We start from the raw sequence: 26313 nt of genomic DNA, 5'->3' as shown, positions 1-26313 counted from the left end.
CGGTTAGTATGCTTTTTTCTCCCCCCGAAGGAGGCTGACCAGTGATGCTCAGTTTTTGGCGAATCAAAGGGCTGCGGCTGCGTTTTTTGATCATCTTCGGCATCCTCACCGCGCTGGCGCTGACCCTGCCTGCAGACTTCACGCCCCCGCGCTTTAACAGCGAGCTGGGGATGTTTGCCTCATTCTTCAGTATCAACGGCAACGGCAGCTTGTTCACGACACTGCTCTTGTTCACGAGTGCCGCCCTGCTGATCACGGATTATTGGATCACCGCCTTGCATACCCATTTGGCCCAGGCGATCATCGTCCGCCGCTCCCGGCGCTGGCTGGTGTGGCAGATGGCAGGTACCACATTTGTGTTCACTTTTCTCTTCCTGCTGGTCCTGCAAGCAGCAGTCATCGGGGTCATCGTCCTGGTGCACGGCCCCCATCTCTTCAGCGGTATCGTGGGTTCTGACCTGCTGCTCTCCGATAACCCCGATTGGGCCCTGACGGCCAGCATCTTCACCCACTGTGTTGGCTATGCTGTATTCACGGATTTTGTCCTGATGATTGGCCTGTGGGTAGAAAAACCGTTTATTTTCCGCATCACCGGGCTGGTGGCGGCGCTGGTTATGATCTTATTCCATCGGCATGCGGGAAAAAGCCGGAATCATTCAAGCGGTCATGGAAGACCAAAACCTGGTGCTTCTCGATGAACCGACCCGCGGGCTGGACGAAGCGTCATTGAACGAATTGGTCAAACTCGTCGCCGAGCTGCAGCAGGAAAACAAAGCCGTCATCGTGGCGGCCCACGACAATTACACCCCGCTGGGCTACACCGCCCACTACCAGTTGGAAGGGGGGCATTTGTCACGTACCGGCAACGCAGCGTCCTCTACCCCGTCCTCTGGGGCCTAACCGTCATGGTGATCCGCTGGCGGATCATCCTACCCGCCGACGGCCAGTTATCCTTCTTCTTCGGCTGGCCCCACGGTACCCAGTTTCAACAACTCATTGCCGTCGGCGTGATTGCCGGTGAAGCCCTGACGATGGGGGCCGCGATGCGGGATCTCACCGGCCTGTACCCGATGATCGCGGTGCGCTCTTCCCGGCGCGGGTTCACCCGGATCGTCTACCGGGAACTCGGGCAGCTGTGGCTGACTTTCGCCCTCATCACCTGTCTGACGGCGTTCCCCTGGGTGGGCTTCCAGCCCCTCTGGTGGCTGGCCAACACCCTGCTGCTCGGCATCACCATGCTATTCTTCACCCAACCGCGAATGGACTGGGCGGCCGTCGAATTCTGTGTCGGTGTCTGTGCTTGGCGGCTGCTGATCCAATTCCTCATTCTGGGCTGGTGAACACGAAAAAGACGTTATCCCCGCATTGCTGCGCAGGTAACGTCTTTTCTTGTGCCAGCGAGGAGGAGCTGGCAGTTAGTTAACGCTCATCATTATTGTTCGTCGTTGGCGGTGGCGCTGGAGTAAATGGCATCGGTCGTTTCTTTGTCGAAGAAGTGGGCCTTGTTCAAGTCGAAGGCCATTTCCAGGTTGTCGCCAGGCTTGTGGTAGTCACGGGCATCGACCCGGGCCACGAATTCAGTCTGATCGACCCGGGCATACAGCATGGATTCGGCACCCAGCAGCTCGGAAACAACCACGGTCGTCTTGGCTGTTGCCTTCGGGAAGGTCTCGATGAAGGCTTCCTCGGCGTGGATATCTTCAGGCCGTACCCCTAATACCAGATCCTTGTCGTCGTAACCTTGGTCTTCCAAGATCTTCAGACGGCCTTCAGGTACTTGCAGGTTCAAGCCCTTGCCGTCGGAAACGAAACCGTCCTTCAGGTGAACATTGAAGAAGTTCATGGCCGGTGACCCAATGAACCCGGCAACGAATTCGTTCTTCGGACGATCGTAGACTTCCGCAGGCGTCCCAATCTGCTGTACCTTACCCATGGACATAACGACGATCCGGTCGGCCATGGTCATGGCTTCGGTTTGGTCGTGGGTAACGTAGATGGTGGTCGTCTTTAAGCGCTGGTGCAGTTTAGCGATTTCGGCACGCATCGTCACCCGCAGCTTGGCATCCAAGTTAGACAAAGGTTCGTCCATCAGGAAGATGGGAGCATCACGGACGATGGCCCGGCCCAGCGCAACACGCTGCCGTTGACCACCAGACAGAGCAGCCGGCTTACGATCCAGGTAGTCGGTCAAGCCCAAAATCTCAGCGGCTTCGTCGACCCGCTTCTTGATGTCGGCTTTCTCGTACTTCCGCAGCTTCAACCCAAAGGCCATGTTGTCGAACACGGTCATATGCGGATACAGTGCGTAGTTCTGGAAGACCATGGCGATGTCCCGGTCCTTCGGTGCCACATCGTTCATCACTTGCCCGCCGATCTTCAAATCACCCTTGGTAATATCTTCCAAACCGGCGATCATCCGCAGGGTCGTGGACTTACCACACCCAGAGGGGCCAACGAATACGATGAACTCTTGGTCCTGAATGTGCAGGTCGAAATCACTAACGGCGTAGACGCCCTCTTGGGCATCCGGATATTCCTTATAAATGTGGTCCAAATCAACTTTTACCATTGTCTGCGTCTCCTTTACTTGTTTACGTTTACATCATACTTGGAAACGATTGCAGGGACAATGACCAAGTCGCTCAAAGATTACGGGTACTTTTTGTGCACATTGCATGATTTGCATGATTTGCATGATTTGATAAAACCAGCTTTGGTCCCAGGGGCGGGGACCAAAGCTGTTTTTATCAAATCGGGAGCAGTTGAGATGATGCCGGTCGACATTTGCCACGACCTTAGCGGCTTCTTAAGGAAGCGGCAGGAAGGTTCCCGAAAAGCATCATGCACCCCCCGGGTAAGCGCAATCAATTCCAGGGATTCAAAAAGCAGTGCGATCCCCGCTGGTCATTCTGCGGAAACGGCACTGCGTGTGCGTGAGATGATTCAATTGGAATTACTCCGTCCGGTCTACCTGCAGCTCGCCCAGGCGCTCGTACAGCACGCCTTCCCGCAAGCCGCTTTGAGAAAAGGTCAGCCGGTCGGAGTCTAAAAACCGCAACAGGTTGACGATGGGCACCATGCCGCCGACGATGATGTCGGCCCGGTCCTTGCTCAAGCCGGGTATCTCCTTGCGTTCTTCCAGGTCCGCCCCGAGGACGGTGCTGAAGACGCGGTTGACCTGGTCGGTGCTCATGCGGTAGCCGTGGATATTCTCGAAGTGCGGTGTCTTGTCGGCCCGGCGTTCGATCTTGGCCAGCGTCCGATTGGAGCCGCCCAGGGCCACGATGGGCAGGTTCTTGGCCTTGTCCAGCCACCAGATCTCATTGTAGAGCCGGTCCATGGCGGTGATCATGCGAAACAGATCCGTCGCCGTAATGTGTTGGGGATCGAGGTACTTTTCTGTCAAACTGACCGACCCCATGGGGATACTGATCAAGTTCTGGACACGCCGGTGAAGCATGTAGATGAGCTCAATACTGGCCCCGCCAGTATCCATGATGACGCTGTTGACCACCGGCAGCGTGTTGGTCACGCCAAGGTAGTCATAGTAGGCCTCTTGCTCCCCGCTAATGACCTTGACCGTGACCCCGGTCTCCCTGGCCAGGCGGGCGATGAAGTCTGCCTGATTCTTGGCTTGGCGAGCCGCCGCGGTAGCCAAGGCCTTCAAGTGGACATTCGGTAGTTTGCGGAAGGTCGCGGCAAATTTCTTAACGGCCTCAATGGTCCGGGCCATCGCCTCTTCTTGGAGAATCTTCTCTGGACCCATCCCCTCGGACAGACGCACCATTTCTTTCTCTTGCGCCACCACTTTCGTCGTGCGGTCGTCGGCGATCTTGGTAATCGTCATCCGGACTGAGTTGGATCCTAAGTCAATTACGGCCAGGTTTTCCATCTAATTCTTCCCTTCAGAATCGTTTTCTGCGTGCGGGTTGCTCATCAATGGGGTGAACTGGCGGGGTGAATCGTCGTTGACCCGTCTCTTCTCTTGTTCCAATACTGGCCACAGTGTGTCCGCAATGGACTGCGCGTGGGCCAGCAAGTACTCTTGGGCGTTGAGCCGGGGCAGACCGCGGCCGTCCAGGTGGGTCCAGCTGCCGTCATTGTGCAGGACGCGGGTCTTGACGGTGTCGTCCCAGAGAATGTTATAGATATTGATCACGTGCTGCCGAATATCATCCACCAGCAGCGGGAAGAGCAGTTCGACGCGGCGAGACAGGTTCCGGTTCATCAGGTCTGCGCTGCTCAAGTACACGTGCTCCTCGCCGTCCGCATAGAAGTAGTAGATCCGACTGTGCTCCAGAAAGCGGCCGACGATGGAGTGGACAGTGATGTGGTCGCTGACGCCGGGGATGCCCGGGCGCAGGTTGCAGATGCCGCGCACCAGCAAGTGGATCTCCACGCCGGCGGCACTGGCCTCGTAAAGTTTCTCAATCATGTCGGTGTCCGACAGGGAATTCATCTTCATCTGGATGAAGGCCCGTTTACCGGCCTTGGCGTTGGCAATTTCTCCGTCGATCTGCTCGTGCAGGAACTTGCGGATGCCTAAAGGAGCAATCACCAGCTTGTGGAAGTACGGCGGTTCGGAGAAGCCGGAGAGCATGTTGAAGATATTGGAGGCATCCAGGCCCATGTCCACGTCGGCGGTGAACAGGCCCATGTCGGTGTACAGCCGGGCGGTGACATCGTTGTAATTCCCGGTGGCCATGTGCATGTAGCGGCGAATGCCGTTTTCTTCCTGGCGAATCACCAGGGTCAGCTTACAGTGGGTCTTCAGGCCGACCAGGCCGTAGATCACGTGGCAGCCGGCACGTTCCAGTTCGTTGGCCCAGTGGACGTTATTCTCTTCATCGAAGCGGGCCTTGAGTTCGACCAGGACCGTCACCTGCTTGCCGTTCTCGGCGGCCTGCTTCAGGTAGGTAATGATCGGTGAATGGGAAGAAACGCGGTACAGCGTCATCTTGATCGCCAGCGTCTGGGGATCCTCCGCCGCCTGCTTGATAAAGTTCACCACGGGGGCGAAGGAATCATAGGGGTGGTGCACGAAGATATCGTGCTGGGCAATCAGGGAGAACATGCTATGGTCTTCCATCGGTGCCGGTTCGTAGGGTGTAAACGGCGGGTAAAGCAAGCCGCGGTGGCCGCTCACCCCTTTGATCAGTTGGCCCAAGAACTTCAAGTTGATGGGACCGTTGACGGGGTAAATACTCTCGGGCGTCAAGTGCAGCTCCTTGGTCAGCCGCTTGAGCAGGCGGTCGTCCATGTCGTCGTCGATCTCGATGCGCATGACGCCGCCCCGCTCCCGCTGCTTCAGCTGCTTCTCGATCTCCTTCATCAGGTCGGAGGCATCTTCCTCCTCCACGTCCAGGTCCATGTCCCGGGTCAGGCGAAACAAACCCATGGCCTTGATGCTGAAACCGACGAAGAGCTCGGCGATGTAATGCTTGATGACTTCTTCCAGGAGGACGAAGACATTATCGCCGCCGGGCAGCTTGACCACCCGGGGGAACACGTCGGGCACCTGCATGAGGGCGAAGGACTTGTCTTTCTTACTATTCTTCTTGGCCAGCCGCAGCGCGATGTTCAAAGTGTTGTTACCGATGAACGGGAAGGGCCGGGACACGTCCACGGCCAGCGGCGTGAGCACCGGCATGACGGTCTGGTGGAAGTAATTATCCACGAAGTCCACTTGGGCGGGCCGCAGGTCGGCGAAGTGCAGCAGGTGAATGTCGGCTTCCGCCAGGCGCGGCAGCAGCGAACGGTTCAGTGTGGAATACTGCTTGGCGACCATGGCGTGGGTCTTCTCGCTGATCCGGGTCAGCTGCGTCTCCGGCGTCAGCCCGGCGGCGTCCGTGCCGGTGTAACCGACCCGCACCATCTTATGCAGCGAAGCCACCCGGATATTAAAGAACTCATCCAGATTGCTTTGGGTAATGGCCAGGAAGCGGACCCGCTCCAGCAATGGGTTATCCTTGTCCCGGGCCTCCTCCAACACACGGTTATTGAAGTCCAGCCAGGAGAGTTCACGATTAAAGAAATATTCAGGCTTTGCCCAGTCCATATTGACCTTTTCCTTTCAATTCTGCTGTCATACCGTAGACTTCGGCGAAGAAATCCGCCCGGTTATGGAACGACCATTTCTCCAGTTCAATGTCTTCCCGGCTCTCCGCGGTGATCTGAATCGCCGTCTTCTTCAAGGATACCGTCAGCTTGGTGATCTTCTGCTGGCGCGACACGTCCAAGGCGTCCGCTAAGCGCAGGATCGCCGCTAGTTTGGCCACGACCATCCGCTTGGTGTTGGGCAGCGGCGACTCCTGCAATTCTTCAATACTGGGGGAGTCCGTACTGTGGAAGCGGGTGATGGTCCCCACCATCTGCTGTTCTTGAGTGGATAAACCGAGAATCTCGGACGCTTGAATGAGATAGTCCGAATGGCGGTAATGCTCGTGGACGTCGACGAAGCTGCCAATATCGTTCAAAGTGGCCGCAATCTCCAGCAGCAGCCGTTCCCGTTTACCGAGACTGTGCAGCTTGCGCAGCCGGTCAAAGAGCTGCAGAGCGAAGGTGGTCACTTGGTCGCGGTGGGCGGCATCAACTTGGTAGCGGTCGGACAACGCCCGGGCGGAGCGAATGATCTGCTCCTCCGGCTTGATCAGGAGCTTGGCGTTGTTCTGGCGCAGGGCGTAGTTCACCGCCAACCCGTCGACCAGTTTGAGATTCGTGATGTCCAGCTCGCTGGTGCCGAAGAAATTCATCATCTGGTGGACCAGCATCAGCACCGGCTGCACCTGGGCCATGTCGGCGTCAGCCAACTGGTAATGCGCCGTCAAATACTGGTCGCTGCTGTGCACGGCTCGGCTGTAAAACTCGGTGAACTGCGCCACCGGCAGCGCCACGCTGCGCTTGCCGGCCGGAATCAGCGACTCCATGATGGACAGCGCCGAACCCATTAAGATCATCGTGGGATAATCCCCGTCCACCGGCAGGATCCGGGTGAAGTCCCGAATCTGGCTGTTAATATAGTCCTGCAGGACCTCATTATAATTCGGTACGTGCCGCTTCACGTCCCGCATCACTTCGAATACCCGCAGCGGCCCCAGCTTGAGCGTTCGCGAGAAGATGAACTGGCGCTCCCGGTAGAAGGTGAGTTCAACACTGCCGGAAGAAATGTCGACTAAGATGGCCGCCGTCTTGATGATGTCCCGGAAGCTGGGCAGAAAGGCGTCGGTGGCCAGGTTACGATACAGTGATTCTTGGCTCTGATTTAAGTACATAATGTCGTGGCCGGTGCGGTCCTGGAGCTGTTCGCGGACGAACTCCGCGTTGTCCGCCTCCGCAACGGAATGGGTAGCCACGACGTAAACCGCGTCGGCCCCCACCCCGGCAAAGATCAGCCGAGCCTGGTTCAACACTTCGGTCACCCGGTTCACGGTGGCCGGTTGAATCCGCTGGTTGGTGAAAATGTCTTCACCAATGTCCACGTCGGTTTGGGCGCTTTCGACGACGTGCATTTTTCTATCCACGGCCCGGATGAAGACCGCTTGGGCGCCGATCACGACGAACCCGATAATGCCTGTTCCTTTTGCCATGGTATTTTCTCCTTGGGCGGCACCGCCGCCGTCAGTGAGTGACAGTCAGTCGATTCCGCGACGCAATTTAATCTCAACGCATTGCGCTAAACAAATACGTAATGCACGATTCACCCCTATTATAACGAAGTTAGGCGGGACAAAAAAAGGCGCAGAGGCGTCTTTTTTTGGTCAAAAGCCCAGTACCATCACCGGGGCCGGCCGGTGATCAGGCCGGTGTAATGGCGGTTGGCGGCAGCGACCAGCCGGTCGACTGCCGCCAGGGGCAATGCCCCGCTGGATTGCTGACTGAGCCGAATCAGCGGTGTGTTCATGATCGTCGTCTCCATGAAGCGGTCTTCGGCGGAGGTGGGATGGTCGGTGCCGATCATCTGCTGCTTGGCGATGGCCGTAATTTGGCGGACGACCCATGAGTATTGGCCCATTTCCTTAGGCGTACTGTACTTGGTGAACTCGCCCGGCCGCGGCTGATGCGGCGGCGTGACAGTGCGGCCGCTGAGCTTTTCAAAATCGGCGACCACGGGCAGGCCTTGGGGGTGCCGGTACCAGGCAGGAATGGGGGCGGCTCGCCGCGTCCGGCTGGTCCCTTGCAGGGTCACCGGCAGGGTTGCGGCAACTTCGGCGGCCGCACTGCTGGTGGCCACGATGACGGTCCTTTGCCCCTGCGGCAACACAAACTGCTGGGCTTGGTCGTCCCACTCGCTGAAGGCTTGTGCCGGCAAGTCGATCGTGACCGTCTGAGCGGCACCGGGTGCGAGGGTCACCTTAGCAAATCCCTGCAGCGTCTTGAGCGGCGTTAACGCCGCGTCCGGATCATTCCCAACGTACACTTGAACCACTTCGGCGCCGGTGCGAGCGCCAGTGTTGCGGACGGTGACCGTCACTTGGATCGTTTCGCCGGGCTTGACGGTCGCTTGACTCAGGTGGCTGTCGCTCACAGCAAAGGTCGTATAGCTGAGGCCGTAGCCGAAGGGGAAGCGGACCGGCACCTGGGCTTTCTCATAATAGCGGTAGCCGACGTAGAGGCTCTCCGCATAGGCCACCGACAGGGTATTGCGGTCGTAGAGGGCACTGCTGGGTACGTCGGCGTAGTGCAGCGGATAGGTCTCGGCCAGCTTGCCGCTGGGTGTCACCGCGCCGTAGAGCAGCCGGGCGGCGGCGGTGCCGACGTGTTCGCCGCCTAAGTAGAGATTAAGCAGCCCTTGGACCTGGTCGAACCAGGGCAGCGTCACCGGAGCGCCCGCCACGAGCAGCACAACGATATGGGGATTCACGGCGGCAATGGCAGAAATCAAAGCATTCTGGTCCGTCGGCAGCGCCATCGTCTCCCGGTCAAAGCCCTCCGACTCGGCGGTCTCCGGCAAGCCCGCAACGAAAACGACCTTGTCCGCCGCTTGTGCCGCCGCGACGGCCTTCTTCTGGTCGCGGCCGTCCGCGTAAGTGTAGGTGATCCCGGCAGCGTTCAACCCTTGGGTAATGGAGACGGTCTCCGCCGCGTTAATGTGGGACGAACCGGCCCCTTGGAAACGGGTGGCGGCGGCCATCTGACCAATGACTGCAATCTTATCAGTCGCGGTTAAAGGCAGGATGTGGTCGTCATTCTTCAGGAGAACGGCCGCTTGTTCTTCAATCTTTTCTGCCAACTGCGCATTATCCCGCAACAACTGGTCCCGGTCCCCGGTGAAGGCGGGCCGAGGCTTCTGGGCCAGCTGGGCAATCTTCGCCACCGCCCGGGTCAAGGCCGCGGGCTGCAGGCGGCCGCTGGCCAGGTCCCGGAGGGCTTGCTTGTCGAACAAGTGCCTGTTGCCGGGCATTTCTAAATCGGTACCGGCGTTCAGAGCGGCCGTCTTATCGTTCAGTGCGCCCCAATCGGTGATCACCGTGCCGCGGAAGCCCCACTGCTTGCGCAAGACAGTGCTGAGCAGATAGGCGTCATCGCTGGCATAGGTACCGTTGATCAAGTTATAAGAACACATCACACCCTCCGGCTGTGCTTCCGTGACAGCGATACGGAAAGCCTCCAGATAGAGGGCATGCAGCGCGATTGGGTCCACGAGGGAATCCGAGCGGAGGCGGTCATTCTCTTGGTTATTCACCGCGTAATGCTTCAAGCAGGCACCGACACCGGCACTTTGCGCCCCTTTGATCCACCCGGCCGCCAGCTGCCCGGCAAGGAACGGGTCTTCACTGAAGTACTCAAAGTTGCGCCCGCACAACGGGTTGCGCTTAATGTTCACACCCGGTCCGAGGACCATGTCCACGTGCAGCGACCGTGCTTCCCGACCAATCGCCGTTCCCATCTGGGCCACGAGGGCGGGGTCCCAGGTGCAGGCCAAGGCACTGCCGGTGGGAAACGCCGTGCTCGGGGTGCTGTCGTTGATGCCTAAGTGGTCCCCCGCGCCGGCCTGGAACCGCAGTCCGTGGGGCCCGTCACTCATTCGGAAGCGGGGAATGCCCGCTTGGGGAAAAGCTTCCGTCCCCCAGAAATCGACACCAGACGTTAGTTTCACTTGCTCTGCCGGCGTCAAGCCATAAGCGTTGGGCACCGGATATTGTTTTTTCTTCCCAAACAATGGAATCGCTCCTCCCAATTCGCGTCATACGGCTCAATTGTACCTTGTTCAAACGCTATCATGTTAAAATAAGACTTGTAGGAGGTGGCAATGATGATCACTTCGATTATCCTCAAAATGACGGGCTTCTTCGGTCCCGCGGAAACGCTGAGTGCCGAAATCACCGCGGATACGGTGACGGCCCGGCTGACCAACGGCACGAGCCATGCCGAAAAGACAGTCGCCCAAACCCTCCGGGGCGCCGATGCCCAAGCGTGGCAGCAGCGGCTGGCAACGATTGCCATTGACCAGTGGCAAGACGACTATCCCCAAGACCCGACCGGCATGATCATGGACGGCACCCAGTGGACCCTGGCGGTGGCCTGGGCGGACGGCCGCACCCGCCAGATGAGCGGTGACAACGTCTTCCCGGCTGGCTGGGACGACTTGACCGATCTGCTCCAGCAGGCGGCCCTGGCCCCGAACGGCCATATCTTGCCGCCCCAACGCTGGCAATTCGACTTCGTGCGCTTCGCCGACCTGAACCTGCCCCACTTCCACGGCGACACCGAACAGATTCAGCACAGCAAGATTTACCAGCAAACCATTCTCATCGACCCGGCCCGGCACACGCTGCAGCTGCGCACCGCATTCCCCGACAGCCGGCCCAGCCACACGACCACGTACACCGATGCCCACCTGGTGGACGCCCTGGTGCCTGCCGTCAGCGATGCGGTGCAGGGCTTAGGGCAATTGACGACCACCAAACTGGACACCACCGATTACCCGGCGGCGGCTTTCGGCATCGTGTTAACCTACCAAGACGATGACCAAATCATCGTCCAGACCGATGCAGACGATACTGAGATGCTCGCCTTCTGGCGCGACCTGGAACGGCTCGTGGACCGGGCCATCACCCTCGCTCACCATGAAGATGACCGGGAATGGCACCAGTTCGGCCCTTTCCCTGAGTATTACGTCCAGGTCGCCTTCAGCGACGGGGGCAAGGCTTACACCTACAAGACCGACATCCCGGATCTGGCCATCAACGACCAGGTCACCGTGCCGGTGGGGGCCAATGACCACCAACTGATCGGCACGATTGTCGCCATCAGTGACACCCTGCCGCCGAACCTGACGATTCCCGCCGATGCCATCAAGTCGATCAGCGGCAAGAATGAATGACCCCTGCGGCCGCGACAACGCGGCCGCTTGTTTGGTCTACCTTCATTAGCAGAAATGTGCTAGGGTGAGTAAGTAACCGAATTCACTGCGGTTTCCTGCCGCAGACCCTAGGAGTGAATAATGTGCAATACGTGAATATTGGTCACAGCGGCTTGCGGGCGTCCGCCGTCGGGCTGGGCTTGATGCGGGTCGCCAAGAAGAGCGACGCTGACGCCGCCCAACTGGTCGCCACCGCCATTGACCATGGTATCAATTTCTTCGATAACGCAGATGTTTACAGTCAAGGGCAGGCCGAAGAAAAGTTCGGCGCCGCCCTGAAAATCGCCGCTGTCCCCCGGGACCAGCTGGTCATCCAAACCAAGGTCGGGATTGCCGACAAACGCTATGACTTTTCTAAAGACCATATCGTGGCGGCCGTGAACGGCTCCTTGGAACGGATGGGCTTGGATTACGTTGATTCGCTGCTGCTTCACCGGCCGGATCCCTTGATGGAGCCCGACGAGATTGCCGAGGCCTTCTTGCAGCTGCAGAACCAGGGCAAGGTGCGCCAGTTCGGCGTGTCGAACTTCAACCCGATGCAGGTGGCACTGGTCCAGCAGGCGGTGCCCATGCACCTGATCGCCAACCAGCTGCAGCTGAGCATCATGCACACCGGCATGATCGACTTCGGGATGCACACCAACATGGCTGACCCCCGCAGTATCGACCATGACGGCGGCATTCTGGAATACAGCCGGCTGCACGACATGACGATCCAGGCGTGGTCGCCGTATCAGTACGGCTTCTTCGAAGGGGTCTTCATCGACAACCCGAAGTTCCCGAAGCTGAATGACAAGCTGCATGAGCTGGCCGCCAAGTACGGCAGCAACGTCAACGCTTTGGCGGCCGCCTGGATTCTGCGGATTCCGGCGAACATGCAGGTCATCGCCGGGACCATGAATCCAGAACGGCTGGCCGAGGTCGCCGACATCGACCGGATCAAGCTGACGCGGCAGGAGTGGTATGACATTTACTTCGCTGCGGGGAATGATTTGCCTTAACTTGGGTTGAAAAAGGCGCGTTCGCTGTCGCGCAGCTGCGGCCCGGTGACTCCGGGCTCCGCAGGCGGGGCTGGAACGTGGTGGGCCGACTTTAAGACAAAATGCAAAGTGCGCATTTTGTCTTAAAGCTCGGCCTTTCTGTAAGCGGGCAAAGAACGCCCGCTAACAGAAATTTCACCACTGAGCCCCCGCCTGCTCCGCCCTCCGTCACCCTATTGTCGTGGCGACAGGTCATCTCACGGAGCCCTGCCGAAAATACCCGTTCATTGTGATGCAACCACCTACGATGTTTTCACTCGAAATTTCCGGGGCAAGAGTTGCAGTAGCTCATTTTTAGTAGAAAAGAACGGTCTTCAAAAAGGCTGAACTAGAATTCACCGACCGATCCGTCTTTGACGGTATTCGGAGAGTGAACTTTGGTCCAGCCTTTTCTTTAGTATTTGGCATATCAGCAAGGTATACTCAACTCGTTCAGGAAAGGACGAGGAGACAATGATCAATTTGCCGACGAGCCACGGGTATCAGCAGTTTTCACCTAACGTATTAATTGATGCTGCAGTCATTGCGCCGCTGTTCTTACTGTTGGCGATTGGGCATACTGTGCATTTACTTCGTCAGCGAACATCAGCCCTCAGGATACTTCTGATTTGGCTGTTCTATGGGTATCTTTTTGCGGTTGCTGCCCTCACGTTGTTCCCAGTTTTTTTGTATTCGCCTGATAATCCGATTCACCGTTATGGGTTTGGCCGGCAATCCGCAATGATAACGCTGAACCCCACTGACTGGCTGCACTATCTGCCGACACAAATCGTCGGTAATTTACTCCTGCTGGCGCCGCTGACCTTCATTGGGGGCTTGCTCTTCCCTAAATTGCGGCGGCTGGCACCGGCCATTGCGACAGCATTTCTGACCGCGCTCGGGATTGAGTCTTTGCAGCTCGTCATGAATTACTTTTATTTAGGCAACCGCGCGTTTGATACCGGCGACTTGCTGCTGAATACGCTGGGCGGGGCCCTGGGCTTCGGCATACTCGTGCTCACAAGGAAACTCTATGCGCACCACCGTGGGTTGACGAACTAGAGCGGTCACTGGTCCTCTCCGTGTTTTTCCAAATAACGTTGCAATAACGGCGATGTTTCATTCACTGCATCCGACTGGTTTCGTTCGTTCAGGGCCAGCATCTTATTCCGCCGAACAAGTTCAGTTTGAACGTAATTGGCGATGAGGCGTTCGAACGACGCCCGGTGGCCATTGCGTGCATCTTCTAAAGCAACCATGTAGGTATTCCGTGATGCCTCATCCGGCATCACGTTAATCACTGGATACCCAGCTTGCGTCAGGGCAAAATTCATTAAGAGACGAGCCGTACGGCCGTTACCGTCAACGAAGGGATGAATCGTCACGAAACGTTGATGCAGATCAGCAGCATATTGAACCGGATGTTCAGTTGCTTGGGCATGGCGAGACCAACGAATCAACTTGGCCATTTCTTGGCGGATCTCAAACGGGGAAACGTAAGGATGGTCTTGCAAACCGTTAGGCCAAACGTCAATCACTCGGTAAAGACCCGCTTCAGACTTTGGATTCGCTGTTTGCAACGTCGCGATGCGGTTCAAGTCCCGAATCATTTGTTGACTCAGTGGTTGTTTATGCGCCACCAGGTCCATCATGTATTCATAAGCATCGTTCAGGTCAATTGCTGCCAATGTGTCTTTCACAGAGGCCCCATTAACTGTCACACCAGCGTCTAGAATTGACGCGGTTTCGTAGCGGTCTAAATGACTGCCCTCGATAGCATTGGACGTCCAAACATGCTCAATCCGGATGTTTTTTTCCAACATTTTTACCTGGGTCGGCGTCAGTGGTCGATAGTGATCCATTTCTGCTTTTAACCGTGTAATTTTTTTCAGTAGCTCCCGTAAATCAGCCATTGCTGACGCCTCCTGTCTGGTTTCATTATACAGACAACGGACAAGAATTTTAGCACTTAAAGCGTCACACCCTGAATCCCATGGTCGTATGTCCACTGCTTGATGGCCAGCATGTCGCCGCTCTGATAATAGGCGCTGATCAGCTCGTTCCACTGAGGCCAAAGATTCAGCGGTACATTGAACAGCCCTGCCCCGTGGTCGATCAGCAATTTGTTCGCGGCCAGCGTGGCTGTTCGTTTGTTGCCATCCCAGAAGAGCTGCTGCCGCATCGTGTGGTATAGCATGGTGAGGGCTTTATCGGTGGTACTGCGGCTGCCCTCTCATTTCTTATCTGCGCCGTCCTGTTCATCCTCGTCATCATCATCTTCTGGATGCTCGTCCACCAGCCCGCTGCCCTGCCACCAGGGCCGCAAACGGCCACCGGCGTCCCGGCGGCGGCCGGGCAAGAAGAACAAGATGACGAGGACGAGTCCAAACAGCAAGATGCCCCGGGGGGAGAACGTGGTGCTGCGGCGGCCGTAAACATAATCCTGGATCTGCTGGGTCGTCAAGGAGCCGGCGGGTTGGGGGTAATGGTACAGCGCGTTCAGCACCGCCGTGAGCGCCCGCACTGTCTGGCGGAACCCGGTATTGACCGCAGCCGCGCGCGGACTGCGGAGATTCTTGGCGGCATCACTCAAGATGCGGTCCGTCATCGCCTTGGTCAACGTCGGGGTCAAGGCGTGGCTGGTAATGATTTTCGCCGCCGGCTGGCCGCTGTTCGGCGCATACAAAAGGGCCGCCCGATACGTCCCGTCCGGCAGGTAATGGGCGCGCACAAACTTCTCCGTGGCGACCAGGGACTTGTCGCGGGGCACGGTGACCACGAGCACTTGCAGTTTCTTCTCCCGCTGGCCCAGCACCGTGTTTGTCTTGGCAACATACTGCCGCACTGCGGGGTCGACTAACCCGGCGGTATCGGCGACGCCGTTCGCTGGCAAGACCACGGGCAGACTAGCCGCCTGCACGGGCCGGCTACCAACGAGTAACAGCCCCCAGAGTACCGCAAAGGCGGCGAGGACACTCCCCCACCGCCCTTGGCGTTGCCGCAAATTATTTACTGCTGCTGGAATCATTCAGATCCACCTTAGGTACTTTCTGCGCGTTGGCATCGGCCTTGAAGTACGGCTTCTTGCCCATCCCCATCATGTTCGCGAAGATGTTCTTCGGGAAGGTGACCACGCCGGTGTTGTAAGACTGCACGGCCGTGTTGTACCGCCGGCGTTCCACCGCAATGCGGTTTTCAGTGCCTTCCAGTTCTGTCATCAACGTTTTGACGTTCTCGTTGGACTCCAGCTTCGGGTAATTCTCGTGGATGGCAGAAATCAATGTCCCCACGCTTTGGTCGATTTGGGCGTTGGCCTTCATCTTATCCGATGCCGAATTAGCTTTGGAATAGTTGCTGCGGGCGTCCGCGATGTCCCCGAACACCTTTTGTTCCTGGGTCATTGAGCCCTTCACGGAGTTTACCAAGTTGGGAATCAAGTCGGCCCGCCGCTGCATCACGGTCTCCACGTTGGCCCATTGACTGTCCACGGATTGACTCTGCTGGGCTAAGCCGTTATAGGTAGAAACGCCGAAGATGCCCAGCACGACGACGACCGCTAAGACGATCAGCCACGGCAGGTAACTGCGGCGGGGTTGGTTGCCATTGTTCCCATTTTGCATACTGTCCGCTCCTTCTGTTCATTCGTTAAGACCATTGTATCATGTTGCCCTGCGGGGGCGTCGGTCGCAAGTTGGATGTTAGGCACCCGGGAACCGTTGCGGCGCCGCGGGGTTCATGGTGACCACCCAGTCGATACCGGCTTCGATATGGTAGAGGTCCGCAAAGGACGCCTGGTTGATGGCTACCCCCAGGTTGAGCAGGGAGTTGACGTAGACCAGCGGCTCGCCCACGACCACAGAAGCGAAAGAACGAGTGTAGCGCATCGTATTCTGGTAGCGCAGCTGATCGTGGTACGCAATCGACACCTTGACCGTGTCGCCGGTCTTGACGCCAAGCGTGTTGAAGGCCGTTACCGGAATATTGGTCCAGACAGATCCGAAGCGGGGGTCGGTGATGTCCACTGCTCCCGTCACTTCGTTCTGGCCGGTGGTCACCGGCGCCAAGGCCAGCTGCACCAGTTCATCCGGTGTCGTCAGCGGGCCCAAGTCCGCGAAGGGCAGCTGACCGCTGGCCAGGGCCGCACCAATGTAGGTGTACAGATCCCGGCCGCGGAAGGTATGTTCCTCGTTGAAAGCAGCCAGGGCTTTGCTGGTCGGCGTCTGGATCTGACGGACGGCCCGCAAGCCTTGATAATGGGCCAGATGGGTGATCGTGCCGTTGTCCGGCGTGACGATGAACTTGTTGTCCATGGTCTGGACGGCGATCGGCTGCTGGTCATTGCTGACGCCGGGGTCCACCACGGAAACAAAGACCGTTCCCTCAGGCCAGAAGCGCACCGTTTGGTAGAGCCGGTAAGAGGCCGCAAAAATATCATACGGCGGAATATTATGGGTCAGGTCGTGGACCGCCAAGCGCGGCGCCACGGAATAGGCGATCCCGTACATGGCACTGACGGAACCGTCCATCTGACCAAAATCGGTTTGTAACACTAAATGGGCCAAGTTTGCCGCTTCCGTTCTTTAATAGTGGGTAAAGTAGTTCAGGCCGATGGCGTCCCGGACTTCCTGCAAAGTCTGCTCCGCCACTTCCCGAGCGTGGGCGGAGCCTTTCTTCAACATCGCCAGCACAGCCGCCGGGTCCTTGGCGTATTGCGCGCGGCGGTCGCGGATGGGGCCGAATTCGGCTTCCAGGACATCGTTCAAGTAGCGTTTCAGCTTGACGTCGCCCAGACCGCCCTGCTGATACTGCGCCTTGAGTTCGGCGACTTTGGCCTGGTCGGTGGCGAAAGCATCCAGATACGTGAAGACCGTGTTGCCTTCCACCTTGCCCGGATCTTCTACATGGATATGGCCCGGATCGGTGTACATCTGCATCACTTTCTTCTTCATCGTGTCGGCGTCATCGGACAAGTAGATGGCGTTGCCCAAGGACTTGCTCATCTTGGCGTTGCCGTCGATCCCGGGCAGGCGGCCTTGACCCTTCGGCGGGAAGACGCCCTGGGGCTCGACCAGGACATCCTTGTGGTACGTATGGTTGAAGGTGCGCACGATCTCCCGCGCCTGCTCCAGCATCGGCTCCTGGTCATCGCCCACGGGCACACTGTCGGCCTTGAAGGCAGTGATATCGGCGGCTTGGCTGACGGGGTAGATCAAGAACCCGGCCGGCACGCTGTCGCCGAAGTTCTTCTGCTTGATCTCCGTCTTCACCGTGGGATTTCTCTCCAACCGGCCCAGGTTCACTAAGTCTAGGTAGTACATGGTCAGTTCAGAAAGGGCCGGGACTTGGGACTGAACGAAAATCGTCGTCTTCTCCGGGTCCAAGCCGACGGCCAGATAGTCCAGGGCGACTTGCAGCAGCGAGTCGTGGATCTTCTCTGGATCATTGGCGTTGTCCGTCAGGGCCTGCATGTCGGCAATCATCACGAATGACTCGTAATTCCCCGAATTCTGCATGGCGACCCGGTTCTTCAACGAACCTAAGTAGTGGCCAATGTGTAATTTGCCGGTGGGCCGGTCGCCGGTCAATAAGATGTGCTTTGCCATAATACGTTCTCCTTCATCTTCCGCGCTAGGGCGAAAATAGTCTCATGATTCAGTTTGGGGAATAGGGAGAACGTTGTCAAGGTTTGGTCCGCTGCATTGGTCAATGAAAGCTGTTACCCGTGCGCCAATTAACAATACACAAACACGCCCGCATTGACTGCTAATCACCAGGGCATCACTGTATTGTCCGTGCCGCGTCGGTTGTATAATGATAGCGGGTGGCAGTCGATGCGGATAATGCTCGGATGGAATCAGGTTTTAACACGTGTCATAATTCCGGAAAGAGAGTGCTAACATGATTGCCAAAACCAATAAATCAAACCTTGAAGAAGCCCATCCAGTGATGTCCAAGTATCCTGCGCAACTGCTTATTGTCGCGATGCTCACGCCGTTCTATGCAGTAATCGTGTGGCTGGCACGCATCGGTTTGGCGGCCAGTACGGCAACAACTGTAATTGGTCTCGCAAGTCTGTTTCTATCTTTTGCAGCCTGGCAAGGATCAATTTTTCTCTATCGTCACGGTTTCCGTTTCCGTCGTCAGTAAGTTAGTATCCGTCCCCCGCACGCGTCGCGTTGCGGGGGTTTTATTCTTGGGACTCATTTTTACATTAATGTGATAGACTCGCCCTTTCCCAACCGATATGGTGAAACAATAGCGTTGCACTGCCCCTGTTGCCTGAGCCAGGCTGAGACGGCGATACGCTGCTTTCCATTATATAGACAACCCATTGTTTTGGACCGCCGTCAGGAGGCATTCAAATGAATCACAGTTTACCGCTTATTATCGTTAATGGCATTTTCCTCGTCATCATCTTTGTGGTCTACTTCCGGCAGCGCCGGCAGCACCCTGAAGCCCCCGCGTCGCGGACCCCGTGGTATGCCTGGCTGGTCGTGTACTTGCTGGGGGCCGGCTTGATCTTTTGGCCTTACGACCACACCAGCTTCCAGAATTACATCACCTATTCGCTGACGTGGCGCTTGGCTTTCCTTGCGGCCCTGACCGTTCTCTTTGGGATCGGCTACCTGATCAATCGGCTCTTCCATCACCTGTTTCATTTTTAACCAGGGACTTCGCCGGTTCGCCAGAAGGCGGGCCGCCGTGTCTTTCACTTGCACAAGCCGGCTCAACCGGCTACACTATTCTCCAAACCATTTCTGACCGTCACCCACAATGTACTCAAGAAAAGGTGGGAATTAATGCAAGCGAAAGAACGCCAATATGAACAAGCCCGGGTGGACCGGGTATCGCAAATCATCACCGCGCAACTGGCTGCCGCCCAAAACGAATTAGCCCAAGCCAAGGCCGAAACGCGGCGGCTGGACGAAAACTACGGCGAAAACACCAAGGTCAACACCTTCGAAGTCGACGACCGGATGGAAACCAACGCCGCCGTCCAGCAGCAGAAAAACATGATCGCCGGCCAGATGGAGAGCGAGCGGATCCTCCAAGACACGGAGAAGCGGCTGAGGCTGCTGGCGGGGTCGCCGTATTTCGGGCGGATCGATATCCAGGAAGCCGACGGCCGCGACACGCTCTACATCGGCACGGCCACGCTGATGGACGGGGATGACCACTTCCTCGTCTACGATTGGCGGGCGCCGATCAGTGCCCTCTATTATAACGGCACACTGGGGCCGGCCACCTACGACGCGCCCATGGGCCGCCAGCAGGTGGACCTGACCCGCAAACGTCAATTTCAGATTACAGACGGACACATCGACAACATGTTCGACACCAACGAGACGGTGGGCGATTCGGTCTTGCAGCACGTCCTTGGGCAGCAGACCGATGAGTATATGCGCAACATCGTCTCGACCATTCAGAAAGCCCAAAACGACATCATCCGCAACACCGATGCCGATCTGCTCCTGGTCCAAGGCGTCGCCGGTTCCGGCAAAACCAGCGCCATCCTTCAGAGGGTAGCGTACCTGCTGTACCACGCCCGCAACCAGCTGGATTCAGACCAGATGATCCTATTCTCGCCGAACCGGCTGTTTTCCAGTTATATTTCTAAAGTCCTGCCCAGCCTGGGCGAGAAGAACATGCGCCAGGTCACCCTGGCAGAATTCCTGGGTCAGCGCTTCGAGGGGCTGCACGTGGAGTCCTTGTTCGAACGCTTCGAGGCCGACATGGCCAATCTGCCGGCGGCCACCCAGCAGATGCGCCGCTACAAGGAGAGTGCCGCCTTCATGGATCAGGTGCGGGCGTATCTCCAGACCACCCCGCCCCAGATGCTGGCCTTCACCCCCATCGACTTCAACGGCGAGACCTTCTTCAGCCGGGACGAGATCCAGCGCATCTTCGCCAAGCTGCCAGCCCAGATGCGGCTGGCGGACAAGTTCCTGCGGACCAAGAACATCTTGATCACCCGCTTGAAGAAACGCCTCCGGCGGCTGGCCCTGGAAGAAGACATCGAAGACGAGGTCTCCCTGCTGGACGATGCGACTTTGGAGCGCTGGACCCGGGACAAGGAATTCACCGACCCGGACGCCGAGCTGCACTACCTCGCCCGCAAGCTGGTCTTCCGCCGCTACGAACCGGTCTACAACGCCATCTACAACAATTACTTCATTGATTTTTACCAGCAGTACGCCGCTTTTCTCACCACCGCCCGGCCCGCCGGCATCAGCACCGCCGGCTGGGCCGAGATGATCGCCGCCTTCACCCAGCACGTGGAACGGCACACGATTCCCCTGAGCGACGCCGCGCCGCTGCTGTACCTGCGCGACCTGCTCACCGGCGGCGGCCAGAACCACAGCATCCGCTACCTGTTCATCGACGAGATGCAGGACTATTCGCTGGCCCAGATCACGTACCTGCGCCACGCCTTCCCCAAGGCCCACTTCACTCTGCTGGGCGATCGGGACCAAGACGTCTTCAGTGCCCACTATGAGAAAGAGGACCGCCTGGCCGCCGTCCGGGCGCTGTTCCGCGGGGGCCGCATCAGCAGCCACACGCTGAACAAGAGCTACCGTTCGACACAGGAGATCACCAATCTGGCCAAGGCCCTGCTCCCCGATGGCGGCGACATCACTGCTTTCGCCCGCTCCGGGGAGAAACCGACGTACATCGTCTGTCCCCATACAGAAGCCATTGCCGCTGTCTCCCGGGAAGCGACGGCGCTGCTGCAGACTAACAAAACGGTGGCCATCCTGACAAAAACTGCCCAGGAAGCCACCGCACTGTACTCCCGGCTCGCCAGCGAAGTGCCGGTCAAGCTGATGAGCGAACACGACCGGTCGTTGGCACCGGGAATCCTCATTCTGCCGATTTACCTGGCCAAGGGGTTAGAGTTCGATGCGGTCATTGCCTACGACATCTCCGCGTACAACTTTGGCACCGCCGGCAGCGCCGATGTGCTCTATACCATCTGTTCCCGGGCGATGCACAGCCTGGTACTGATCGGCATTGACCGGCCCTCGCCGTTGCTCCGCGCCCTGCCGACCACCTTGTACGATTACCAAGATTTACGGCCCACCCACGCGGTGGTCTGAGCGGCCTTCACCCATTGTCTGTTAACGCCTGCCTTTTTGACAGGCGTTTTTGTTTGGCGTTGATTCGACCATGAACAGGCTTTTCACAGCTGGGCGGTGCATTGGCCGGGTCGCCCGTCAATCTTTGTGTAATTTCGAACAGAGTTTGGCAATAGCCTGACCCAGCAGACGGTCAGACGCCCTTTCTAATGCGTATTTTTCCCACTTGACGATCAAGCCGCCAGGGGCTTTTCTTTCACAAACCCGGCTATACTGACGGTGAACAGACGAAAGGAAGTGTCCATGATTCTCATGATCAATTATCGTCAGGCCCGCCGCGCACTGTGCCTCAGCGGCGCGGCCTTGCTTCTGCTGGTACCTGCGGCCCGCGTCCAAGCGGCAGCGGCCGAAGGTGGTCCGGGCCCGGGCGACAGCGGGTATAACTTGAGCTTTACGACCGCGGTGACCAAGCCGACGAAGTACTTTGCCGTGGCCGGTCCGGACGGGGCTGCCGGCAAGTCCACCGCCGAGTTCTCGGTCCTCTCTGGCAGCCTTGCCCTGGTCGCTGTACCCGACCTGAACTTTGGTCCTGTGCCGGTACGAACGCTCATGCTCGGCGGCAGCCAGGCGCTGAAAGATAACACCGTGACCGCGGGTACCGATACCGTCCAGTCGAAAAACCAGCATGCCTTTGACGGCAATACCACCGGTCAGCTGATCGTCGACGACCTCCGCGGAACCGGCACCGGCTGGCAGCTTACTGCCAAACTGGCGGCCAGTTTCGCCGCTCCGGATGCGCCGGACCTGACTGACGTGACGATGCCCCTGACGGCCGCCGCCACCACTCAGGTGGGTGACGCGACCGCCTTGGCCATCGGTCAGACGGTTACCGCCGGCGGTACCACGTTAGCGACCGCTGCCGCCGGCAACGGTATCGGCCGCACCAGCTGGCAATTCAACCAGGCCGCCGCTGCCAAGCTGACCTTCCCTGGTCAGGCCGCGAATATTCCGGCCAACACCGTCTATCAATCCAGCATTACCTGGACGCTGGTCACTGGCCAGTAGTCCAGACTTGGCGCCCCCAGCGGCTTCATCGCCTGCTGAGGACGCCGCTGTTTAGCGTGGAGAGGTGAGAAAGGTGAATAAAAGACGTCTGTTTCTCCTGAGTATCGTCTGGCTGGCCGTCTGCGTTTGGGCAGCCCCCGGCGCGCAGGCTGCGACAACCTCCGGCGGGGCTGCGTTCGTGGTCACGCCGGTGTACCCGGCCAACCAGACCGGCGGCCGGCCGGGCTACTTTGTGCTGCGGGTGACACCCGGCCAGACGTACCAGCTGCAGGTCCAGGTGGCCAATCTCAGTCAGGCCGAGGCCCGGACGATTCGCCTGACCCCGGTACCGGCGACCACGACCAATGTCCCGGACATCGATTACACGCCGAGCCGGCAGCCCCAGGACCCCAGTGCGCGGTACACATTGAACCAGTTCTTTTCTCCCCCCGTCACCATTACCCTGCCGGCAGGCACCGCCCGCATCGTCACCTTCACTTACGCGATTCCCGCCCAAGGCTTCCCTGGTGAAATTCTGGGCAGTCTCTACGCTTTGGACATGACTAAGACGCCGACCGTCAAGGGCCAGTTCACCCTCGCCAACCACTTCGCCCGGGCCGTAGGCATCGTTCTCAGTACCGCGCCTGGGCAGTCAGCCGCCCCGCAGCTGGCCTTGGGCAGCGTGGTGCCAACCATCACCGGCAATCAGTCAGCCGTGAAGGCGGTGATTAGAAATGAAGCGCCCCAAAGCTTCAGGGATCTGGCATTGACTGCTCAAGTATCGCGCACCGGTAATCCGAGTGTCCTCTTCAAAAAACGGCTCACCAAGGGGGCGATGGCGCCGACGAGTCAATTCACCTTGACGATTCCCGCCGGCCAGCAGCTCACCCCGGGGCATTACCAGCTCACGGTAACGGGGACGGCACTGGGTAAAACGTTCCGGCTCGTGCGCGGCTTCACCGTCACTGCAGCCGCTGCCCACCAAGCGGTGATCGTTCATCCCGGTGCACCGCAAAATAGGGTCGTATGGTGGCTGATTCTGGCCGCCGTGGGCTTCGGCGGCGGTGCCACCGTCCTCGCCGTGATGATTCAGACCCGAAAGAAGCGTGGGCGTTATGCGGTCAAACACAGTTAAACACTGGCGCTGGCTTAGCGTGCTCCTCCTGCTATTAGTGGGCGGCGGCCTCTTCGGCATCACCGTCCCGGTGGCCGGCGCAGAGATTGGGCCAGAGTTTCCAGCCAGCCCTCCCGGCTCTGCGGGAAAATCCACTTATGGCCTCTTCACAATTTGGTGGGTCAATTACGGTTTCATGTCACCCCCTGCGGACACGTCCACAGCTCAGGGCCAGCACGTCCTCATCCCCATCACCACGACAGCTTACAGCGGGTTTCCGATGCCTTGGTTCTTTAGTAAACATGTGCGCAGTGTCAGTGTGCGCGAATATGTTGGTCCCGGTCTTTGGGCACCCTTACCGGTCCAGACGCCGACCATCACTGAGGTTGATCCCACCGCGTCCTTTACGGTGGATCTGGGCGTGGCAAACCGCGTGGGGACCCGCTATGTACAATTCAGTGTCACTTACACGGACGGCCACGTCATTCGCAGTGGTGTCGTCGCCTTGACCACGGTGCCGAAGCCAGTGAACGCCACCGACCTCGCGCCGACCGCCACCCCGCCGACGATCTTTTGGGGGCAATCAGCGGCAATTGCTGCTCACCTGATGCCTGACAATAGTACAGGCAGTGTCACCTGGTCCCTGCAGCCCGCGGCGGCTGGCACGCTCAACCCGGCCGACGGCACCACCACCCAGCTGACTCCTAAGGATGTCCAACCCAACGATCCCTATCTGCAATATAATCCGGCCGGTTTGCAAACGACTCTGCAAGCCCAAGTCACCAACCCCGATGGCAGCCGGCTCACCCGGCAAACGCAAGTCATTATTGGCGGCTTGACCCCGCAAACGGCCGCAGCAGGCAGTACGTTCTCCTATCGCCCGGCGGCTTTGAACCCGGCTGCATTCCCCGCCGGCGCCACGGTCCGTTACCAGTGGACACTGCAAAAACCCAGCCGTCAGAGCGTTTCGCCACCTGGCACCACGCTGAACCAACCGGATTTCCGCTGGACCAACATCCCCGGTAATGCGGCCGGGGAATACTTTCTGCAGCTGACTGTGATCTTCACCACCGGCGGCCATGACTTCCAGTGGGTATCCAACGTCACGACGCTGTGGGTCAACCCGGCGGCCATTCGTTTGCGGGCGGTACCGAACTTGACCTTCATGCTGGCCGGCGGGGGCGGCAACCGGGTTCCCACCGGCGACGACTTGAACGCAGCCGCGGGGACGATGCTGGTCTACCAAGCAGGACAGACCAGAACCGGGGCGGCCTTCGACGGCAATGATCAGGGCCGCCTGTTAGTAGATGGCAGTCAGTGGTCGCTGGCCGTCGCCGTCAGTCCGTTCACGAATACCGCGACCAACGCGCCGCTGAACGTCACACCAATCTTGGAGCTCACGTTGAACGGTACCCGCCAGACTATTCCAGCCGACGGAGGCAGCATCACCGTCCTCAAGAACCAGCGCGACGCCCTCGCGGCCGCCATGGACGACCAAACGACATTATTGATTCCCCAAACGCCGCTGGTGCCGCCAGGCACTTACCAAGCCGACGTGACGTGGACGGTGACGACGGCCCCCTAAGCACACAGAAAAACGGCCTCCCGCAATCATCGGAGGCCGTTTTTCTGTACTGCCATTTCTTCTATGCTAGTTAGTAAATGAAGATCAAGAGAAAATTACTCAGGGCTTGGGCGACCACAGCGGCCCAATAATTCTGGGTGATCCCGCCGAGAAATGAAATAAAGCAGCCCACGGCAATCGCTACGGCGGTCCCGATAGCCAGCTCCGGCGAGACCAGGGCCCCTTGGATCAGCCCGCCCAACAGGATGGCCAGGGCCAGGACGGCATAATGGCGGCTGCGCCAAATCCCATTGAACCACAGGCGGGTGAACAAGGTCTGCTCCACCAGAGGCACCACCAGGCTGAAGGCGGTGGAGAAAATCGCCCGATCCAGCACGGTCATATTGCGCAGGAAGCGCTGCGCCGGCATCACCGGGAAGTTGGACTGAAAGTGCAGGTAAGCAGTACCGAAACGCGCGGCCGCGATGACGATCAGCACCCCAATCAGGGGCCAGTAGACGCGGCTAGCAAGAAAGGTGGCGCTGCCCTGGTGGGCTGGCACCCGGTGCGTCCAGGCCAAAGCAATGATGGCCAAGGCAACGGCGGCGCCGGCATAGATCATCACGGCTGTATCGGTCGTTTTTTTCACTAACACGTATTGATACTGATACCATAGCAAACCACCGTACAGGATCCCGATGATCAGGAACTGGGTCCACGACTGACCCGTGCGTTGTGTCTCGTCCATATATGTATTCCTCCGTGACTGCTTGATGGCTACATTATAGCGGAAACGGGGTGGTAAGAAAAACATGAGAGGGCTCCGCCGAGCGGTTAGGCCACCCAGGCTAAGTGGCCATAACACCCAAAGCCCCGCACTTGGGCTTTGGGTGTTATGGCCCTTGGACTGTGGTGGCCTGCTCGGGGGAGCCCGTTTATGGGCAGGGCAGCTGTGTGGCCCTGGCCCGGGTGACTCCGGGCTCCGCAGATTTGGGCGGCGAAGCGAAGCTAGTGCGGAGCCGGTCCTGCGGAGCTAGCTGTGGGCACGACTTTAAGCCAAAATGCAAAGTGCGCATTTTGTCTTAAAGCTCGGCCTTTATGTAAGCGGCAAAGCCGCTAACATCAACTTCACA

23 protein-coding genes and 1 pseudogene are annotated in these 26313 nt (G+C 58.4%); 12 read left to right on the top strand and 12 right to left on the bottom strand.

The genetic code is table 11. From position 1 onward, the window contains the following. Nucleotides 1-44 precede the first annotated feature (44 nt). The 3 genes from L248_RS10950 to L248_RS10940 are packed head-to-tail and all read left to right on the top strand — an operon-like array spanning nucleotide 45 to nucleotide 1340. Nucleotides 45-698, top strand: coding sequence for a hypothetical protein (locus tag L248_RS10950; RefSeq protein WP_040536426.1), 654 nt, complete (start codon nucleotides 45-47; stop codon nucleotides 696-698). Then, nucleotides 685-900 carry a hypothetical protein gene (locus L248_RS10945; protein WP_052000022.1) on the top strand — a complete coding sequence of 72 codons (216 nt, stop codon included), beginning with the start codon at nucleotides 685-687 and terminating at the stop codon, nucleotides 898-900. The genes L248_RS10950 and L248_RS10945 overlap by 14 nt, the downstream gene beginning before the upstream one ends. A gap of 5 nt (nucleotides 901-905) precedes the next feature. Next, entirely contained in the window at nucleotides 906-1340 is a 435-nt protein-coding gene (locus L248_RS10940; protein WP_022530288.1) for a hypothetical protein, read from the top strand. Nucleotides 1341-1432: 92 nt separating this feature from the next. On the opposite strand, the gene L248_RS10935 is transcribed toward L248_RS10940, so the two are convergent. From L248_RS10935 to L248_RS10915, 5 genes are all read right to left on the bottom strand, one after another. Continuing rightward, on the bottom strand, nucleotides 1433-2569 hold the full coding sequence (locus L248_RS10935; RefSeq protein WP_022530287.1) for an ABC transporter ATP-binding protein: 1137 nt from the start codon (nucleotides 2567-2569) through the stop codon (nucleotides 1433-1435). Nucleotides 2570-2953: 384 nt separating this feature from the next. Then, nucleotides 2954-3892: an exopolyphosphatase gene (gene ppx, locus L248_RS10930; RefSeq protein ID WP_022530286.1), complete on the bottom strand. Its 939-nt coding sequence runs from the start codon at nucleotides 3890-3892 to the stop codon at nucleotides 2954-2956. Continuing rightward, a complete protein-coding gene (locus L248_RS10925; protein WP_022530285.1) occupies nucleotides 3893-6058 on the bottom strand; it encodes an RNA degradosome polyphosphate kinase in 2166 nt (721 codons plus the stop codon). After that, a complete protein-coding gene (locus L248_RS10920) occupies nucleotides 6039-7586 on the bottom strand; it encodes a Ppx/GppA phosphatase family protein (RefSeq protein ID WP_022530284.1) in 1548 nt (515 codons plus the stop codon). The genes L248_RS10925 and L248_RS10920 overlap by 20 nt, the downstream gene beginning before the upstream one ends. A gap of 188 nt (nucleotides 7587-7774) precedes the next feature. Next, nucleotides 7775-10159, bottom strand: a complete 2385-nt coding sequence (locus L248_RS10915) for a glycoside hydrolase family 3 C-terminal domain-containing protein (RefSeq protein ID WP_022530283.1) — start codon at nucleotides 10157-10159, stop codon at nucleotides 7775-7777. Nucleotides 10160-10249: 90 nt separating this feature from the next. On the opposite strand from L248_RS10915, the gene L248_RS10910 reads away from it, so the two are divergent. From L248_RS10910 to L248_RS15335, 3 genes are all read left to right on the top strand, one after another. Beyond that, the gene (locus L248_RS10910; RefSeq protein ID WP_022530282.1) at nucleotides 10250-11323 is read left to right on the top strand and encodes a hypothetical protein; all 1074 of its coding nucleotides are present in this window, start codon (nucleotides 10250-10252) and stop codon (nucleotides 11321-11323) included. A 122-nt stretch (nucleotides 11324-11445) separates the two neighbouring features. Next, entirely contained in the window at nucleotides 11446-12363 is a 918-nt protein-coding gene (locus L248_RS10905) for an aldo/keto reductase (RefSeq protein ID WP_040536420.1), read from the top strand. Between the two features lie 492 nt (nucleotides 12364-12855). Then, on the top strand, nucleotides 12856-13443 hold the full coding sequence (locus tag L248_RS15335; protein WP_022530280.1) for a VanZ family protein: 588 nt from the start codon (nucleotides 12856-12858) through the stop codon (nucleotides 13441-13443). 5 nt (nucleotides 13444-13448) lie between these two features. Here the strand turns inward: L248_RS15335 and L248_RS10895 are convergent, their stop codons facing one another. The 6 genes and pseudogenes from L248_RS10895 to trpS all read right to left on the bottom strand — a co-directional run bounded on the left by L248_RS10895 (nucleotide 13449) and on the right by trpS (nucleotide 17984). Next, entirely contained in the window at nucleotides 13449-14294 is an 846-nt protein-coding gene (locus tag L248_RS10895) for a Fic family protein (protein ID WP_022530279.1), read from the bottom strand. A 56-nt stretch (nucleotides 14295-14350) separates the two neighbouring features. Beyond that, nucleotides 14351-14602 (bottom strand): annotated as a pseudogene (locus tag L248_RS10890) (hypothetical protein); the annotation flags it as partial. Nucleotides 14603-14614: 12 nt separating this feature from the next. Then, nucleotides 14615-15409 (bottom strand): TPM domain-containing protein, encoded by a 795-nt coding sequence (locus L248_RS10885; RefSeq protein WP_040536418.1) that lies wholly within the window; start codon nucleotides 15407-15409, stop codon nucleotides 14615-14617. Further along, nucleotides 15387-16001 carry a LemA family protein gene (locus tag L248_RS10880; protein WP_022530276.1) on the bottom strand — a complete coding sequence of 205 codons (615 nt, stop codon included), beginning with the start codon at nucleotides 15999-16001 and terminating at the stop codon, nucleotides 15387-15389. Before L248_RS10880 ends, L248_RS10885 begins: the two co-directional genes overlap by 23 nt. 78 nt (nucleotides 16002-16079) lie before the next feature. Further along, nucleotides 16080-16943, bottom strand: a complete 864-nt coding sequence (locus L248_RS10875; RefSeq protein WP_040536415.1) for an SAM hydrolase/SAM-dependent halogenase family protein — start codon at nucleotides 16941-16943, stop codon at nucleotides 16080-16082. An 18-nt stretch (nucleotides 16944-16961) separates the two neighbouring features. Then, nucleotides 16962-17984, bottom strand: coding sequence for a tryptophan--tRNA ligase (gene trpS, locus L248_RS10870; RefSeq protein WP_022530274.1), 1023 nt, complete (start codon nucleotides 17982-17984; stop codon nucleotides 16962-16964). A gap of 295 nt (nucleotides 17985-18279) precedes the next feature. Between trpS and L248_RS10865 the strand changes: the two genes are divergently transcribed. From L248_RS10865 to L248_RS10840, 6 genes are all read left to right on the top strand, one after another. Beyond that, on the top strand, nucleotides 18280-18528 hold the full coding sequence (locus tag L248_RS10865) for a hypothetical protein (RefSeq protein ID WP_022530272.1): 249 nt from the start codon (nucleotides 18280-18282) through the stop codon (nucleotides 18526-18528). A 215-nt stretch (nucleotides 18529-18743) separates the two neighbouring features. Next, complete coding sequence (locus L248_RS10860) at nucleotides 18744-19046, top strand: hypothetical protein (protein WP_022530271.1); 303 nt, start codon at nucleotides 18744-18746, stop codon at nucleotides 19044-19046. Between the two features lie 135 nt (nucleotides 19047-19181). Then, on the top strand, nucleotides 19182-21479 hold the full coding sequence (helD, locus tag L248_RS10855) for an RNA polymerase recycling motor HelD (protein ID WP_040536412.1): 2298 nt from the start codon (nucleotides 19182-19184) through the stop codon (nucleotides 21477-21479). Between the two features lie 282 nt (nucleotides 21480-21761). Continuing rightward, nucleotides 21762-22523 (top strand): WxL domain-containing protein, encoded by a 762-nt coding sequence (locus L248_RS15330; RefSeq protein ID WP_022530269.1) that lies wholly within the window; start codon nucleotides 21762-21764, stop codon nucleotides 22521-22523. 73 nt (nucleotides 22524-22596) lie between these two features. Beyond that, nucleotides 22597-23637, top strand: coding sequence for a DUF916 domain-containing protein (locus L248_RS10845; protein WP_052000019.1), 1041 nt, complete (start codon nucleotides 22597-22599; stop codon nucleotides 23635-23637). Further along, nucleotides 23618-25201: a hypothetical protein gene (locus L248_RS10840; RefSeq protein WP_040536409.1), complete on the top strand. Its 1584-nt coding sequence runs from the start codon at nucleotides 23618-23620 to the stop codon at nucleotides 25199-25201. Before L248_RS10845 ends, L248_RS10840 begins: the two co-directional genes overlap by 20 nt. Nucleotides 25202-25271: 70 nt before the next feature. On the opposite strand, the gene L248_RS10835 is transcribed toward L248_RS10840, so the two are convergent. Beyond that, the gene (locus L248_RS10835; RefSeq protein ID WP_040536406.1) at nucleotides 25272-25928 is read right to left on the bottom strand and encodes a hypothetical protein; all 657 of its coding nucleotides are present in this window, start codon (nucleotides 25926-25928) and stop codon (nucleotides 25272-25274) included. Between the last annotated feature and the right edge of the window lie 385 nt (nucleotides 25929-26313).

This window comes from Schleiferilactobacillus shenzhenensis LY-73 (assembly GCF_000469325.1).
Classification (GTDB): Bacteria; Bacillota; Bacilli; order Lactobacillales; family Lactobacillaceae; genus Schleiferilactobacillus; species Schleiferilactobacillus shenzhenensis.
This window is presented reverse-complemented; position numbering and strand designations above follow the sequence as displayed.

Coding starts and splice junctions, on each gene's coding strand:
- L248_RS10950 (WP_040536426.1), top strand. CDS start 45: ATGCTCAGTTTTTGGCGAATCAAAGGGCTGCGGCTGCGTTTTTTGATC.
- L248_RS10940 (WP_022530288.1), top strand. CDS start 906: ATGGTGATCCGCTGGCGGATCATCCTACCCGCCGACGGCCAGTTATCC.
- L248_RS10935 (WP_022530287.1), bottom strand. CDS start 2,569: ATGGTAAAAGTTGATTTGGACCACATTTATAAGGAATATCCGGATGCC.
- ppx (WP_022530286.1), bottom strand. CDS start 3,892: ATGGAAAACCTGGCCGTAATTGACTTAGGATCCAACTCAGTCCGGATG.
- L248_RS10925 (WP_022530285.1), bottom strand. CDS start 6,058: ATGGACTGGGCAAAGCCTGAATATTTCTTTAATCGTGAACTCTCCTGG.
- L248_RS10920 (WP_022530284.1), bottom strand. CDS start 7,586: ATGGCAAAAGGAACAGGCATTATCGGGTTCGTCGTGATCGGCGCCCAA.
- L248_RS10910 (WP_022530282.1), top strand. CDS start 10,250: ATGATGATCACTTCGATTATCCTCAAAATGACGGGCTTCTTCGGTCCC.
- L248_RS15335 (WP_022530280.1), top strand. CDS start 12,856: ATGATCAATTTGCCGACGAGCCACGGGTATCAGCAGTTTTCACCTAAC.
- L248_RS10895 (WP_022530279.1), bottom strand. CDS start 14,294: ATGGCTGATTTACGGGAGCTACTGAAAAAAATTACACGGTTAAAAGCA.
- L248_RS10885 (WP_040536418.1), bottom strand. CDS start 15,409: ATGATTCCAGCAGCAGTAAATAATTTGCGGCAACGCCAAGGGCGGTGG.
- L248_RS10880 (WP_022530276.1), bottom strand. CDS start 16,001: ATGCAAAATGGGAACAATGGCAACCAACCCCGCCGCAGTTACCTGCCG.
- trpS (WP_022530274.1), bottom strand. CDS start 17,984: ATGGCAAAGCACATCTTATTGACCGGCGACCGGCCCACCGGCAAATTA.
- L248_RS10865 (WP_022530272.1), top strand. CDS start 18,280: ATGATTGCCAAAACCAATAAATCAAACCTTGAAGAAGCCCATCCAGTG.
- L248_RS10860 (WP_022530271.1), top strand. CDS start 18,744: ATGAATCACAGTTTACCGCTTATTATCGTTAATGGCATTTTCCTCGTC.
- helD (WP_040536412.1), top strand. CDS start 19,182: ATGCAAGCGAAAGAACGCCAATATGAACAAGCCCGGGTGGACCGGGTA.
- L248_RS15330 (WP_022530269.1), top strand. CDS start 21,762: ATGATTCTCATGATCAATTATCGTCAGGCCCGCCGCGCACTGTGCCTC.
- L248_RS10840 (WP_040536409.1), top strand. CDS start 23,618: ATGCGGTCAAACACAGTTAAACACTGGCGCTGGCTTAGCGTGCTCCTC.
- L248_RS10835 (WP_040536406.1), bottom strand. CDS start 25,928: ATGGACGAGACACAACGCACGGGTCAGTCGTGGACCCAGTTCCTGATC.